This is a genomic window from Pseudoalteromonas sp. DL-6, from assembly GCF_004328665.1.
Classification (GTDB): domain Bacteria; phylum Pseudomonadota; class Gammaproteobacteria; order Enterobacterales; family Alteromonadaceae; genus Pseudoalteromonas.
Genome location: NZ_CP019770.1, coordinates 1,009,799 through 1,025,278, shown reverse-complemented (window position 1 = coordinate 1,025,278; position 15,480 = coordinate 1,009,799). Strand labels below are relative to the sequence as shown.

The following is a 15,480-nucleotide window of genomic DNA, read 5'->3' as shown; positions in this document are numbered from 1 at the left end:
CTTAAATACCTTTACTTATACTAGCCATCTCTTGAGCGACACCGGTTACTATAGTGATTTGGTGTTTACTTTTAGAGCCATAGTCTATGGTTGTTGATACCTGAACCATATTGCAGGAGATCCCCGTCGTAAAATTAAAGCGTCTAGGACACTTTAAATCAAGCATGCCGTTATTTAAATTAACCATATTGCTTGTCATATCATTACGGTTAGCAATTTCGATACCGCTATCTGTGACTTCATCGGGAGTCAAAAAGAACTGATTAGCAGCCCCTTTACTTACCTCATCAGCAATAATCCGCTGTACTTCACCAATTAATTGATTTTCAGCGACTTCACGTTCCTGTGCGGCATTAGTGATCTTAATATCAATACTACTGCTGCTCATTAAAGTTACCGCAATCCCTGTCACAGCTATCACCATAATAAGTGCCGTAATAAGCACAACACCCTGTTGCTTACTCCTCGTAGGGCTTAAATGCGCCATAAATTCGATCCTGCATTGTTTAAACGTATTGTTGTAGTAAAAACAGTACGTCTGAAATTGTCTGAAAACGTTAACGTTCGGCTGTTAGCATCTTCACCAAGAATATAGGTTTGGTTTTTTATAGAAATCCCAGGATCTGGCTGTAATGCTCTGATCAATAAAAAAACTTGAACGGTTAAAACACCTTTTTGATTTTCCCACTGTGCAATACTCATATCATCAATGCTTCTGTATGTATCTACACGGCTATCACTAGTGGTATCTAAACCAAACACAAAGCGCATATTCTCGACGCCTTCCATAATGGTTTCCGTTGTCATCGAATTTCCGACCAAGCGTTTTCGCATTAATGCAGGAACCGTAATACTTTTATTATTTACTGTATAAGTTTGCTCTGAAATATAGTAACTATGATGGCTATACGGCCAAATACTGGCATTAAGATTCACAGTAGCCGGGTCAATAACACCGCGAACAAAACGAGCACTTTCTTGCTCAGCAATAAAATAGTTTTCATCACTTTGGGTTTGATTGGCACCCGCTTCTACCTGTAGTTGACGACCTTGCAAAAACTTTACTTGTAAAATGTCAGTTCCTGCTAGCGGATTATTAATACAGCTAAGCTCACTTGAATCTACTGCTACCTTGGCAAATAGACCTTTAAAGTTGCTACTACTCGCTAAATTAGGGAAGCTACCATTGTTATCACCTTCAGAGCAATCACCTGTTGGGCTTGCTAATGTGGTGGTATTTATAGCGGTAAATGAATCATCATAAAAAGTCCCCCAAAAACCAACTTGTTCAATATCTCGTTGCATAATGTTAATGGCTAAGCGACCTGATTCTTGTAACTCGCCTATGGTCATAGTGTCTTTGGTGGTCACTTTCATGCCAATATAAGTAAACATCACACCACCGAGGATCAAGCCACCAATAAAAAGTGAAATCATCATTTCAACTAGGGTAAATCCGGCTTGCTTCATTTTAACTCCTGACATAAACATAACTGTTTAACACCACCAAACGGCGTTTTTTATCTGCTACGCCACAGCTAATATTTCCAGTAGCCTCACTCGCTTTAAATTCTTGGCGCCCCTGCCAGGTTACAATTACTTCAACATTAAATGCATTACCTGCAGCACTGGCAACAGCTGTAGGGTTAATACATACCGAGGCATCATCTAATGAGCCTGTATTTTCGCGAGCACGAATAGCACGCTTCCACTGCTCAATATCTAAGGCAGCAATTTGTGCATTAGTGCAAGAGTTTGTAAAACACGTATTTGATGAGTTCTTGCCAGTATCACTATTAAAGTCAACATCATAAAGAGTCGCTAGTTGCGGTGTGTCATTAGCGCGTATTCGTTGAATAATATCATTGCCAAGTGCCACGGCTGCTGCACGTTGCATTGAGTCAAAGCTCGCTTGCTTTGCTTTAGCTTGCAAGGCAACTGCGCCTAATAAACCAAAACTGAGAATAATAAAGGCGATGAGCACTTCTATAAGTGTAAAACCTTTTGAAAATTTAATCTGGTGTGCAAACATAAGGTAGCCAAAAAATGTTGATTGGTGTAATTGTATACATTTACGAAACATATTCAATAAACAACCGCTCGCACAATGAAATAGTTGGCTATTACTATAATCAGCGTTTAAGTACTGTATTTTGGGGTATTTCGCTGTTTTTCCATCTGTAAAACATTTTGAAAAACAGTAAAAAGCGTTTAAGCCTCAAAGAGATAAAAATTAGTAAGGATGGAATCCGGTTATAGACTTGTTTAATGAAAAAGTAAATGGCGCTTTTATTTAGCTCAAAGCCATAAACCAAACAGAAGCACGCATTGAAATGGAAGTGGTTTATTTTATTGCTATTTTTAGGAATATTAAAAATAACAAAAAATATTAAAAAAATGATTAAAAAGGCTGAATGAAAGTAATCCAGTGCGTGTCAGTTACCAATTCATTCAGCTTTTTCATCATTTAAAAAATTAACGCAGCTCTACTGGTACAGCAAAAACGATGTTTTCTTCTTCACCTGGATTCTCAATTACTTGCTTGCCACCTAGCTCTTTTAATCGAGTAATCACTTGCTGAACTAATACTTCAGGAGCTGAGGCGCCGGCAGTCACACCCACACTGTTGATACCATCAAACCATGATGCTTCAACATTACTAGCATCATCAATTAAATAGGCTTGCGTACCCATTTTATCAGCAAGTTCCCGTAAACGATTAGAGTTGGAACTATTTTTAGCACCCACAACCAATAGCACATCCACTTTATCAGCTAAATCACGAACCGCATCTTGACGGTTTTGCGTTGCATAACAAATATCGTCTTTACGTGGGCCATCGATAGCAGGAAATTTACTACGTAAAGCATCAATCACATCTGCAGTGTCATCTACTGATAAAGTTGTTTGACTGCAGTAAAAAAGGTTATCTGCATTTTTCACATCAAGCTTTAATACATCATCAACCGTTTCAACAAGGTAAATACCACCTTGTTCGTTATCGTATTGACCCATGGTACCCTCAACTTCAGGGTGTCCGTGGTGGCCAATTAAGATGCATTCAATACCTTTTTTACTAGCACGAGTTACTTCCATATGCACTTTAGTCACTAACGGACAGGTTGCATCAAATACTTTTAACTCTCGGCGTTTAGCCTCTGAGCGAACAGCCTGAGATACACCATGAGCACTAAAAATAACAATGCTGTCATCAGGAACCTGATCTAGTTCTTCGACAAATACGGCGCCGCGATTTTTTAAGCCATCAACCACATAACGGTTATGCACCACTTCGTGTCGCACATAGATTGGTTTTTCAAAAATATCTAAAGCGCGCTCAACAATACTGATTGCGCGGTCAACACCAGCGCAAAAGCCTCGTGGATTAGCTAATAATATTTCCATTAACCCTGCACCTCAATAATATCAACTTCAAACGTTAAACGCTGACCCGCTAATGGGTGGTTAAAATCGATAGTGACTGACTCACCTTGCACTTCACGCACCAAACCAGGAAGCTCAGTACCATCAGGTTGAGTAAAAGCAATAATCGCACCTACTTTAGCCGGTGTTTCTGCACCAAACTTACTACGATCTACATAATAAATATTATCTGGGTTTGGTTGACCAAAAGCATCTTCAGGCTCAAGCTCAAATGTTTTGCTTTCACCCGCGGTTAGGCCAAGCAAACATTTTTCAAAGTTAGCGGTTAAACTGCCATCACCCATAGTGAGCTTAGCAGGTTTGTTATGCACTTTTGTTGAGTCAGCGGCAGAGCCATCTTCTAGTTTAATAGAAAAATGAAAAATAACGTCTGAGTTTTCACCAATTACAGCTTGGCTCATGCTTTATGCTCCTTTGGTTCTTCGCCTGTAAAGGCGTCAAATAGTAATAACGCAGCGCCTACACAAATAGCACAATCTGCAATATTAAATACGGGGAAATGTGAGTCTTCGTAAAACACATGTAAAAAGTCAATAACGTAACCATAAGCAACACGGTCGTATAAGTTACCAATAGCACCCGCTAACACTAACGAGTATGCACCGCACAATACTTTATTAGACGCAGGAAGGCGCTTTAACCACCATACCAACAAACAACTAATTGCAATTGCTATTACACTTAAAAACCAACGTTGCCAGCCACCCGCTTCGCTTAAAAAGCTGTAAGCTGCACCGTAATTATGTACATAAGTGATACTAAAAACAGGCAGTAGATTAATTGACTCACCATAGGCCATGGTGTTTACAACCAGTGTTTTACTGGCAAAGTCTATTACTAGTAGTAATAGACTCAACCAAAGCCACACTAAACCACTTTTTTGGGCTAGTTTGCTCACTAAAAACAACTCCTAAGCGAATTGACGCTTTTCACCTTCACCGTCAACGTTACTAACACAACGACCACAGATTTCAGGGTGCGCAGGCTCAACGCCTACATCTTCACTATAATGCCAGCAACGCTCACACTTTTTAGCATCAGTTGCTGATACGCTAATGTATAAACCTTCAATTTCGGTTGCTTGTGAGTCTGCAGGCTGGCTCTCTACTTCAGTAACATTTACAGCTGAAGTAAGTAACACAAAGCGAAGTTCATCACCTAGTGCAGCCAGTTTTGTAGCAAGTTCTTTACTTGCAAAAAGATTAACCGTTGCTTGTAATGTAGCGCCAATCACTTCTTCTTTACGTGCAGCTTCTAGCAGACGGTTCACTTCGTCACGCACATTTAAAATAGCTTGCCAATCTTCATTACTAAACTTGGTCGTAGTTGGCGCTTGTAAGCCCTCATACCAAGTTGAAGTAAATACATAGTCGCTGCGCTCACCTGGAAGTGCTTCCCAAATTTCTTGTGCTGTAAAGCTCATGATTGGTGCCATCCAACGCGTCATTGCTTCAGCAATGTGGTACAGCGCGGTTTGACAAGAACGACGTGCATGACTGTCACTTTTTGCCGTGTACTGACGATCTTTTATAACGTCTAAGTAGAACGAACCAAGCTCACCGGTACAGAAGTTCATTAACTTTTGCGTCACTAATAGCATTTGGTAGCTATCGTACGCCGCTAAAATGTCATCTTGTAACTGTGCAGCACGCCCTACAATCCACTTATCAAGCTCAACCATATCATCCACAGCAACTTGATCTGTTTTTGGATCAAAACCACTAAGGTTAGCAAGCAAATAACGGCTGGTGTTACGAATACGGCGGTAGCGATCTGCTGAACGTTTGAATATTTCATCTGATACCGTCATTTCTGCCGTGTAATCAGTTGATGCTACCCATAAACGTAAAATATCAGCGCCTAGTTTATTCATCACGTTTTGTGGTGAAATAACATTACCTAATGACTTAGACATTTTGCGGCCATTTTCATCAACCGTAAAGCCATGCGTAAGCACTTGCTTGTAAGGTGCATGACCATTAATTGCCACTGAGGTCATCATTGATGACATAAACCAACCACGGTGTTGATCTGAACCCTCTAGGTATAAATCAGCAGGACCGGTTAAATCTTCACGCGCATCAACAACACAGGCATGCGTTACACCTGAGTCAAACCACACGTCCAGTGTGTCTTGCACTTTCATGTATTGTTGTGCGTCTTCTTCACCTAGTAAAGTAGCTGGCTCTAGGTCATACCATGCTTGAATACCTGACTTTTCAACAAGCGCTGCTGCTTGTTCAATCAGCTCTTGAGTATTTGGGTGTAATGCACCCGTGTCTTTATCAACAAACAATGCAATAGGAACACCCCACGTACGTTGACGTGAAATACACCAATCAGGGCGGCCTTCAACCATGTTAGCAATACGGCTTTCGCCCCATTCAGGTAACCACTGAGTATTTTTAATTTCAGCCAGTGAATCTTGGCGCAAGTTAGCCTGATCCATGCTAACAAACCATTGTGGTGTGGCACGGAAAATAATAGGTGTTTTATGGCGCCAGCAATGTGGGTAGCTGTGCGTTAATGCATGATGATGCATTAGGGCATTATTTTCTTTTAATACCTCAATTACACTCGCATTGGCTTTAAACACATGTTGACCGGCAAATAATTCAGTATCAGGTAAGTAAACACCGTTTGCGCCAACAGGGTTAGCTACTTCAAGGTTGTACTCAAGACCAGCCACGAAATCTTCTTGACCATGACCTGGTGCAGTATGCACGATGCCCGTACCTGAATCAGTTGTTACGTGCTCTGCAACAATAACAGGAACATTAAAGTCATAAAAAGGGTGTGCTACGGTTAAGTTTTCAAGTGCTGCGCCTTTAACATAGCCAAGGATATGGAAATGGTTAAAGCCAAAACGATCCATCGCATCTTTAACCAGCTCAGAGCCAATAATAAGACGTTGCTGAACGCCTTCATCTTCTACTTGTACTAGCGCGTATTCTAAATCAGCATGCACAGCTACCGCACGGTTCGCAGGTAAAGTCCATGGTGTCGTAGTCCAAATAACGGTTCCTACGCTACCTGTTCCTGTATGGCCAGCCGCTAAATCAAATGCGTTAACTACCGCATCTTGATCTGTAAAAGTAAAACGCACATCAATAGCTGGAGACTGTTTATCTTGGTATTCAACTTCTGCCTCAGCTAATGCTGAGCCACAATCTGTACACCAATGCACAGGCTTAGCGCCTTTATGAAGGTGACCATTTTTTATAATGCGGCCCAGTACACGAATGGCATTAGCTTCAAAGTCGAAGTTCATGGTTAGGTAAGGTTTATCCCAATCACCAAAAACGCCTAAACGTTTAAAGTCTACTTTTTGGCCTTCCACTTGCTTTTTAGCATAGGCACGACATTTCTCACGAAACTCTGCCGCAGTTACCTTAACACCGGGTTTACCGACTTTTTTCTCAACCATTAACTCGATTGGTAAACCATGACAGTCCCAACCTGGTACGTATGGCGCATCAAAGTCTGATAAGGTTTTAGACTTAACAATAATATCTTTTAATATTTTATTTACTGAGTGGCCTAAATGGATATCGCCGTTTGCATACGGAGGGCCGTCATGCAAAATGAAAGTTTTTTTACCTTTCTTCGCGCTGCGAATTTGACCGTATAGGTCGTCTTCATACCATGCTTTAAGCATTTTTGGTTCACGTTGTGCCAAATTGCCACGCATTGGAAACATTGTTTCCGGTAAATTCAAAGTATGTTTGTAGTCGCTCATTAATCCTACTTTCCGTTTCTATCGGCTACCTAATTTAAACCAAAACACTGCTTAGCGGCGGCAACATCGGTTGCTATTTGTGCCGTCAGTTGTGTTAATGTCTCGAATTTTTTCTCATTGCGGAGTTTTTCAATTAGCTCCACATGCATAAATTGTCCATAAATATCTTGTGCAAAATCAAAAAGATGAACTTCTAATAAGGCACGAGTTCCATTAAACGTGGGTTTGTTTCCAATGTTAGCCACCCCAAAAACTTGCTTTCCTGCGATCATCACTTGAACCGCAAATACACCATTGACCGGACAAACTTGACGTTTTAGCGCAATATTTGCCGTTCTAAAACCCAGTTCGCGGCCTTTCTTCCAGCCATGAATAACACGTCCAGATATTGCATAATTATGCCCAAGCATAACTTTTGCACTAACTAGGTCACCTTCAGCAAGCGCTTCTCGTATCAAGGTGCTGCTTACTCTAGCATTTAATTGCCTAAAGCTGGCAGTGCTTTTAACACTCATTCCCGCTTGGGTGCCCATAGTTGCCAATAGACTAAAGTTACCTTGGCGCTGTTTACCAAACCTAAAATCATCACCAACCGTTAATGCTTTAACGCCCAGCTTTTTAATTAAAATATCGCTAACAAACTGCTCGGCATGCATGTTTGCAAAAGCCTGATTAAAGCTAATACAAATAACGCGTTCAATTCCTAAGTTACTCAATAAGCGTAGTTTATCACGCAGTCGAGTCAGCCTAGCCGGAGCGTTACTCTTTGCAAAAAACTCTTGTGGCTGAGGCTCAAATAACATTACGGTGCTGGGTAAATTATTTTCTTTTGCATCAGCTAAAAGCCCTTTTAATACGGCAGCATGACCCAAATGAACACCATCAAAATTACCAATGGTCAGCACACAACCAAAGTGTTGTGGGCGTATATTGTGTATACCTCTAATTAACTCCATGCCACCTAATGCCTTTTTCAGCGAGCGATAAAATGCGACCTCGGGCCGCAGAGTGTCCGATTATAATCTTTTTTTTAATTTGATTCAGTAATTGCTACACTTTTTATCGTATTTAGTCTAACACCCATCAAAAACAACATAAAAAAGTAACTAACCATCGCAATAATTAATAACACAACCAATAACATAACTTGTTCGCTAAAGTGCCAACTAACCCAGTCATATTGTCTACTGGTAAACCAAACCAATGCGCCCATCGTTACACTTGCCAACAAGCACTTCAAAGTGAAGTAGCCACTCATGCTGGAAAACTGATAAACATTCTCTTTTTTTAGTTGTCGGTAAAGTAAATAAGCATTACAGCTGGCTGACATTGAGGTTGCCAGTGCCAAGCCTAAATAGCCAATAAATGGCGCTAACATAATGTTAAACACCATATTTAGTACCAAAGTAATAATACCAATGCGTACCGGTGTTTTAGTATCTTGGCGAGAATAAAACCCTGGCGCGAGCACTTTAATTAACATAAAGCTGACTAATCCCACTGAGTAAGCAACAACCCCCAAGCTCACCGCCTTAACATGATCAATACCCGCTTCTTTGAAAGCGCCATGATCAAACAGCACGGTAATAATAAGTGGGCTTATAATCATCAATCCTATCATTGCTGGAAGCCCTAAAAAAATCACAAACCTCACTCCCCAATCTAGGGTATGTTGAAAGTCGCTACTTTTTTTACTGCTGTGTAATTTTGACAGCGCAGGTAAAATAACCGTCGCAATACCAATGCCAAATAAACCAAGTGGGAATTCAATCAGTCTATCTGAGTAATACAGCCAAGCGATAGAGCCTGTCATCAATAATGAAGCTATTACCGTATCGAGTAATAAGTTAATTTGACTAATTGATACACCAAATAAGGCTGGGAGCATTAACTTGCGTACTTTTTTCACATTTTCATCTTGCCAACCCCAGCGCGGGCGCGCTAGCATTTTTGCTTTATACAAAAACGGCAGTTGAAATAATAGCTGTACCACGCCTCCTAAAAACACGCCAACAGCTAACGCATAAGCGCCTACAGAAAACTGATCATGTAATAAAATGGCACAACTAATAATAGATACATTGAGTAAAACCGGGGTAAAAGCCGCAACGGCAAAACGATTATAAACGTTCATCACAGCGCCACTGAGCGCCACAAGGCTTACAAAAAACAAATAAGGAAAAGTGAGTTTTAATAGCGAACTGGCAAGCTCAAACTTTTCTGCGTCAGGGCCACCTTGCCACCAATCAATAAACCAACCAGTGCCGAATAAAGCAGCAATAACAGGTGACGCTATCACACCAAAGAGCGTCACTATCAGTAAAATAGTGCCTAACGTGCCGGCGGCTTGGGCAACAAATATTCTGACCTTCTCATCGCCTTGCTGCTGTTTAATTTCACTTAATACCGGTACAAATGCTTGCGCAAAAGCCCCTTCGGCAAATAAACGGCGTAAAAAATTAGGAATACGGTTAGCAAATAAAAATACATCGGCCGCAGCGCCTGCGCCCAACAAGTTAGCTACGACGGCATCTCGTACTAGCCCTAAAATACGCGAGATCATTGTCATTGCACTTACAATCATCCCAGAACGAAACAAACCTTTTGACACTATGAATCCATATTAAAAATCAGCAATTAAGTTAATTATGCCATAGTCTTTTTTATAAATCGCTTTAAAGCACTAGGCTGGAGCCCCTTGCTTTGTTACAATAGCGCTATTAACTGCTAAAGCGGCAAATTGATGTTCGTTATAAGGAGCAGTTTTTCTTGGATTGTTAAAATTAAATTGACATTCATGATAAAAACAGGCATATTCCACGGCCTTTAATTTAAGCTTTATTTAAGATTGTTAGGAGCAAACCTTGGCTAACATCAAGTCTGCAAAAAAACGCGCTATCACAAGCGAAAAAAACCGTCAGCACAACGCAAGCCGTCGTTCAATGATGCGTACTTACTTCAAAAAAGTAATCGTAGCTATTGAAGCTGGCGATAAAGAAGCTGCACAGCAAGCTTTTTCTGTTGCTACACCTATCCTAGACCGTTACGCAACTAAGGGTCTAATCCACAAAAACAAAGCTGCTCGTCATAAGAGCCGTTTAGCTGCTAAAATTAAAGCGCTATAATTTGTTTTTGCAAGATTAAAAAAACCGGCTTTTGCCGGTTTTTTTTTGCCCAAAATAAATGCGCCCCTTAAACGTTATCCAGCTCTGGATAAAACTTTTTCAGCATCGCCGCAATTTTCTTTGGAGAAAAGGGCTTAACCACAAATCCTTTTGCCCCTCTATCTATCGCATCTTTCACATTTTCAACGCCTGAATGCGCCGACACCATCACCACGTTTGTCTCTGGTGATAACTCATTAATTTGCGCAATAAGCTCTTTACCGTCGCCATCAGGTAGCTCTATATCTAAAAATATAATATTAAAATTGGCTGCACGACACTCGCTAATACACTGCGCGGCCGTTGACGCCTCTTTTACATTCTCTATCCCTAAATGCATCAGGGTTTGACTCAAAAAGCTACGCACAGTGCTAACATCATCAACAATCAAAATAGATAGCTGCGTATTCATATATAATCCTTATAGGCTAAAGCCATGTCTGCGAAATTGGTGATTTGCTTAAAATACAAATATTTACTTTATTATAGAGAGCTAAGCTAAAAAGGCCAGATTTGCTTTATGTCGAAAACCACAAAAAAGAGTCGCCGCAAAAAAAATAAAACGATTACTGTTAAACCTACACCCACTAATAAGCTTGCAAACCTTGGCTCACAATTAAAGCCGCAATCAAAGAACACTAAGCGTGGTATCAAGCTGACCCTGTTTTTTCTTTTCACGATATCATTACTTATACTTGTTTTAGTGCCAAAGCCAAGCTTACTTACTTATAAAAAATCGTCTATGGTGAGCCAAAGTGTGTATTGGCCAGGGGGATTTTCAAGCGAACCAAAGCTAATGGACTCAACCCTACATCCGCGACTTGATACGCAGCGAAGAACACTTTATTTATGTATTGATTTACAGCAACCGCAAAGCTGCCAAAAATACCGAATTATTGCTGAAGAGGGAATATTTTCAGTATTACTCACTTACTTTTAACATTAAAAAAACTAATCTGAAAATTTAAAATTACTTGGTTGAAAGCTGTGCAAAAGATCAACATAATGGCGCTCCTTTTTTCAACAACTGAACTATTGAAACGACCATGCTAAACGAGCTAGATTGGCTTTTAAATACATTACTACTTGCACTAGGTTTAGGTGCATTCTTTATTAACCAACTGACACTGCTTCGCGTTGCTGCGATTAGTGCCTGTGGTTTGTTATTCCTATCATTTAGCTTAGATCTTATGTCGTCGAGTATTATTTCAAATATGAGTTTAGTTTTGATCAACACATTTTACTTGTTCAAAGTTTATACATTTGGGCAATTTACTGTATCTCAACACTAATTACTTCCCCTTAGAATATTTTATAGCCCAGTTTATCTGGGCTTTTTTTATTCCACAGCTTTAAAAATCTTGGGTCTTAGTTTGAACTAAGTTAAAATTTATCTCGTATTAGCCTAATTTGAGATAAGCCCATGCCGTTGTCAGATTTCGATTTATTCTTATCCTCTATGGAGGATGTTACCCCTATCAGTCATGACACCGTGACATTACCATCTAAAAGCCATAAAACGGTTATCGCACAGCAAGAAAAAAACAAAGCTGCACAATCAAATTTAAACAGTGAACAATTTAATCCGTTAGATGAACCACTTGAATTGCTCGACCCACTCGCCATATTAAGCTTTAAACGAGATGGCGTGCAAAGCCCGGTTTTTAAAAATGTAAGATTAGCTAAATATCAGCTCGATGCGACGTTAGATTTACACGGGCAACTTTTAAAAAATGCCCATGCTTCGTTGCAGGCCTTTATTAAAGATTGCCACAATCGCAATATAAGAATGGTTCTTGTTCGTCATGGAATAGGCATTAAAAATAAAGCCAAACCGGGTATTTTAAAAAGTTACGTAAATCAGTGGCTGCAAACAATTCCTTGTGTTTTAGCATTTCACACTGCACTCAGGCAGCATGGAGGAAGTGGGGCAACATATGTCTTACTAAAGAAGAGTGATGATAAAAAGCATCAAAACAGAGAAATTCACAGCAAGCGCAGTTAAATCTTGCTGTGCTAATAAGGGTTAGTTAAGCATCAACGCTGCCGCATTAGCTTGATTAAACCACGCAGATATTCCTAAAATAATGATAGATACAACCACAATGCTAATTTTTGCGCCCCCTTGATTGGGTTTCATAATTCATCCTATTTATTATTTTTGTTAGAACAGCTTTTAACAATAGTAAAAATTACAAATGTTAACAAGCTGTTTCTGTTAAAAATTAAACAAATTTTAATCCTTGAAGGCCAATAACTCTAAATTAATAACCTTGCTGCTTATTAATACAATTTATTAATGGTTGTCTCGCTTTCAAACGCAAAATATTTTCTGCTATTTGCTTAATAACACTATCTAGATCTGACAACGCAGCACAGTGCGGCGTTAAAGTAATATTTGGGTGCTGCCAATAAGGGTGTTCGCTTGGTAGTGGCTCACAGGCAAATACATCAAGCGTTGCTGCTCGTAAACGTGCGTTATTGAGCGCATCGAGCAAATCAGCTTCAACGACATGCTCACCTCGGGCCACATTAATAACCACGGCATGCTCAGGAAGTTGCTTAAGCAACTGTTGATTAATAATACCTTTGGTATTGCTAGTAAGTGGCAATAGGCAGATTAAATAATCTGTATTCACTAACATATCATTTAAGCCCTGATCACCATGGTAGAGTGCTGCTATCGTTGATGTTTTAGGGCTTCGGCTCCAAGCATTAACTTTAAAGCCATTATTAGCCAACCTGTAGGCACAGGCTTGGCCTAATTCGCCAAACCCTAAAATACTGACTCGATCGTGCCTATACGCTCTTTTGGGCTTCCATTCACTTTGCTGTTGTTTTAAGAAATATTCTTTTAATCGCAATTTTTGCGCTAATACATGAGTAAGTACATATTCAGCCATGTCGTTGGCTAACTGTTTATCGACAATGCGCACTACTTCAACATGTGCAGGTAGTAAACATAAATCGATACTATCAACCCCAGCACCAAACGATGACACCGCTTTCAAATTTATCAACTTTGGCCATAAAGACGCGGGCGCATTCCAAGCCAGTACAAATTCCACACTTGCAAAATCTTGGCAATCATCAAGCTGCTCAATGTGAATATTGGGTAATTGTGATTGCATTTTTGCAATTAATTTTGTGCTATCTCGACCGGTAATCGCGACTAAAACTGACATGATGATTCCTTAAAAAGTAACCGTAAATAATAGTACTGATATGGTTAAATTCAATAGTAAGTAAACGGTTTTAAAAAGTCACACAACTGACCGCGTATTGTCATATCTGCACTCTAAGCTAAACATATTGGCCTTAGCCTAGTATAAAAAAAGAGGTGCGTATGATCAGTGTAGATAAAGTAATAGCAACCAATTTACCACAGTTAACTAACTCATTTAAAATAAAAAAAATGGTAAAGAAAAGTCTTAGCTACTTATTACATGAACAAGAATTTACAAACTTTGCAACTGCCTATCCCCACCTTCAAGGAATAGAATTTGTAGAGCAAGTGCTTGATGAACTTGACTTTGAAACTCGCTACAAAGCTAAGCAAATAGAAAACATTCCCAGTGAAGGGAAAATTGTCATTATTGCAAACCACCCTATCGGATCCTTAGATGCACTTGCATTAATTAATGTGTTATCAACAGTGCGTTCCGATTTAAAAGTAGTGGCTAATCGTATGTTAATGACCGTTGACGCCATGCATTCATTATTGCTGCCCGTTGATAACCTATCAGGGCAAAGTAAAAAACAAGAGTTGAGTAATATCCACCAGCACTTAAAAAATGAAGGAGCGTTACTTATTTTCCCTGCCGGTGAAGTTTCTCGACTTCGTCCTACGGGTATAAAAGACTGCAAATGGAACAGCGGCTTTTTACGCATTGCTAAAAAGGCTAACAGCCCTATTTTGCCTATCTATATTAAAGCCAGAAATAGCCCGCTGTTTTACGGCGCATCAATGCTTTATAAACCACTGGCTAGCTTATTACTGGTAAAAGAAATGTTTAAGCAACGTCAAAAATCACTCGAGTTTGAAATTGGCGCTTCTATTGCTCCTGAGTCTTATTTAATCCCAGACTTAAAAGACAAAGAAGTGGTTGAGCTAATCCGTAAGCAACTATACCGTTTAACCACAAAAAAAACGCTACCATTAAAAACTCATGCTCCGATCGCCTCTCCTGAATGTAAAAAAGAATTAAAAAAAGCCATAGAATGCTGCGAACATTTAGGTAAAACCAGTGATGGCATGGTGATTTATTTGTACCAATACCAAGGAAGCTCTCCCTTATTTCGTGAACTGGGCCGCTTACGAGAAATCGCTTTTCGGGCTGTAGGTGAAGGTAGTGGAAACCGCCGAGACATAGATAAATACGATATGCACTATCAGCACTTAGTATTGTGGGATGAACATGCACTAGAGTTGGTGGGTGCTTACCGATTAGCTTGTGCACAGGATGTGATTGAACAACACTCACAAAGTGGGCTTTATACCGATAGCCTATTTAATTATACCCAAGATATGACTCCTTATTTTAAACAAGGCATAGAGCTAGGGCGAAGCTTTGTACAACCTAAATATTGGGGCAGAAAAAGTCTCGATTACTTATGGTATGGTATTGGCGCTTTTATAAATCGCTACCCTCAATACCGTTACTTATTTGGTGCGGTGAGTGTGTCAAACGCACTACCTGAGCAGGCAAAGTCTTTATTAGTGCATTATTATCAGCACTATTATGGCTGTGAAAAATCACTCGCAACGCCTAACAATGCTTTTCGTCACACACCTGATCAGCAAACTCAGTGCACTAACTTGTTCGAGGGTAACAATATAAAAGAAGATTTTGTAGAGCTTAAACACATACTCGCTAATATGGGGACGCATGTACCCACACTATTTAAACAATATACAGAGCTATGCGAACCAAATGGAGTTAAATTTTTAAGCTTTAGTATTGATCCACAATTCAATAATTGTATTGATGGCCTAGTATTGGTTGATCTTGAAAAAGTAAAACCAAGCAAAGCAAAACGCTACTTGGGTACTGATAAATCAGCATCAGCAAGTTAAAGCGTTAACCCTTAGTCGAATAACTATTAAAGCGGCATTATGCGGCGCTTTAATAG

At 39.8% G+C, this 15,480-nt stretch carries 16 protein-coding genes; 5 read left to right on the top strand and 11 right to left on the bottom strand.

Annotated features, from left to right (window positions below):
- Window position 1 precedes the first annotated feature (1 nt).
- The 9 genes from B1F84_RS04775 to murJ form a co-directional block, all read right to left on the bottom strand.
- The gene (locus tag B1F84_RS04775; RefSeq protein WP_008114436.1) at window positions 2-487 is read right to left on the bottom strand and encodes a hypothetical protein; all 486 of its coding nucleotides are present in this window, start codon (window positions 485-487) and stop codon (window positions 2-4) included.
- Window positions 475-1,470, bottom strand: coding sequence for a PilW family protein (locus tag B1F84_RS04770; protein WP_131690733.1), 996 nt, complete (start codon window positions 1,468-1,470; stop codon window positions 475-477). The genes B1F84_RS04775 and B1F84_RS04770 overlap by 13 nt, the downstream gene beginning before the upstream one ends.
- 1 nt (window position 1,471) lies before the next feature.
- Entirely contained in the window at window positions 1,472-2,032 is a 561-nt protein-coding gene (gene pilV / locus B1F84_RS04765; protein ID WP_008114431.1) for a type IV pilus modification protein PilV, read from the bottom strand.
- Window positions 2,033-2,475: 443 nt separating this feature from the next.
- The gene (gene ispH / locus B1F84_RS04760) at window positions 2,476-3,405 is read right to left on the bottom strand and encodes a 4-hydroxy-3-methylbut-2-enyl diphosphate reductase (RefSeq protein WP_131690732.1); all 930 of its coding nucleotides are present in this window, start codon (window positions 3,403-3,405) and stop codon (window positions 2,476-2,478) included.
- Complete coding sequence (gene fkpB / locus B1F84_RS04755) at window positions 3,405-3,845, bottom strand: FKBP-type peptidyl-prolyl cis-trans isomerase (RefSeq protein ID WP_010391275.1); 441 nt, start codon at window positions 3,843-3,845, stop codon at window positions 3,405-3,407. The genes ispH and fkpB overlap by 1 nt, the downstream gene beginning before the upstream one ends.
- Window positions 3,842-4,342, bottom strand: a complete 501-nt coding sequence (lspA, locus tag B1F84_RS04750) for a signal peptidase II (RefSeq protein ID WP_131690731.1) — start codon at window positions 4,340-4,342, stop codon at window positions 3,842-3,844. Before lspA ends, fkpB begins: the two co-directional genes overlap by 4 nt.
- Before the next feature lie 12 nt (window positions 4,343-4,354).
- Window positions 4,355-7,183 (bottom strand): isoleucine--tRNA ligase, encoded by a 2,829-nt coding sequence (ileS, locus tag B1F84_RS04745; protein WP_131690730.1) that lies wholly within the window; start codon window positions 7,181-7,183, stop codon window positions 4,355-4,357.
- Window positions 7,184-7,212: 29 nt separating this feature from the next.
- Window positions 7,213-8,139, bottom strand: coding sequence for a bifunctional riboflavin kinase/FAD synthetase (gene ribF, locus B1F84_RS04740; RefSeq protein ID WP_131690729.1), 927 nt, complete (start codon window positions 8,137-8,139; stop codon window positions 7,213-7,215).
- Window positions 8,140-8,213: 74 nt separating this feature from the next.
- The gene (gene murJ, locus B1F84_RS04735) at window positions 8,214-9,794 is read right to left on the bottom strand and encodes a murein biosynthesis integral membrane protein MurJ (RefSeq protein WP_276319960.1); all 1,581 of its coding nucleotides are present in this window, start codon (window positions 9,792-9,794) and stop codon (window positions 8,214-8,216) included.
- Between the two features lie 253 nt (window positions 9,795-10,047).
- Here murJ and rpsT point away from each other — a divergent pair, with 253 nt between their 5' ends.
- Window positions 10,048-10,308 (top strand): 30S ribosomal protein S20, encoded by a 261-nt coding sequence (gene rpsT, locus B1F84_RS04730; RefSeq protein ID WP_008114420.1) that lies wholly within the window; start codon window positions 10,048-10,050, stop codon window positions 10,306-10,308.
- 67 nt (window positions 10,309-10,375) lie between these two features.
- Here the strand turns inward: rpsT and B1F84_RS04725 are convergent, their stop codons facing one another.
- A complete protein-coding gene (locus B1F84_RS04725) occupies window positions 10,376-10,759 on the bottom strand; it encodes a response regulator (RefSeq protein WP_008114419.1) in 384 nt (127 codons plus the stop codon).
- A 108-nt stretch (window positions 10,760-10,867) separates the two neighbouring features.
- On the opposite strand from B1F84_RS04725, the gene B1F84_RS04720 reads away from it, so the two are divergent.
- The 3 genes from B1F84_RS04720 to smrA all read left to right on the top strand — a co-directional run bounded on the left by B1F84_RS04720 (window position 10,868) and on the right by smrA (window position 12,352).
- Entirely contained in the window at window positions 10,868-11,287 is a 420-nt protein-coding gene (locus B1F84_RS04720; RefSeq protein WP_131690728.1) for a hypothetical protein, read from the top strand.
- A gap of 106 nt (window positions 11,288-11,393) precedes the next feature.
- Window positions 11,394-11,639: a hypothetical protein gene (locus B1F84_RS04715; protein ID WP_008114416.1), complete on the top strand. Its 246-nt coding sequence runs from the start codon at window positions 11,394-11,396 to the stop codon at window positions 11,637-11,639.
- A gap of 131 nt (window positions 11,640-11,770) precedes the next feature.
- Window positions 11,771-12,352 (top strand): DNA endonuclease SmrA, encoded by a 582-nt coding sequence (smrA, locus tag B1F84_RS04710; RefSeq protein WP_131690727.1) that lies wholly within the window; start codon window positions 11,771-11,773, stop codon window positions 12,350-12,352.
- Between the two features lie 259 nt (window positions 12,353-12,611).
- On the opposite strand, the gene B1F84_RS04705 is transcribed toward smrA, so the two are convergent.
- On the bottom strand, window positions 12,612-13,532 hold the full coding sequence (locus tag B1F84_RS04705) for a glyoxylate/hydroxypyruvate reductase A (RefSeq protein ID WP_131690726.1): 921 nt from the start codon (window positions 13,530-13,532) through the stop codon (window positions 12,612-12,614).
- Window positions 13,533-13,693: 161 nt separating this feature from the next.
- On the opposite strand from B1F84_RS04705, the gene B1F84_RS04700 reads away from it, so the two are divergent.
- A complete protein-coding gene (locus tag B1F84_RS04700; protein ID WP_131690725.1) occupies window positions 13,694-15,424 on the top strand; it encodes a lysophospholipid acyltransferase family protein in 1,731 nt (576 codons plus the stop codon).
- The last annotated feature ends 56 nt before the right edge of the window (window positions 15,425-15,480 follow it).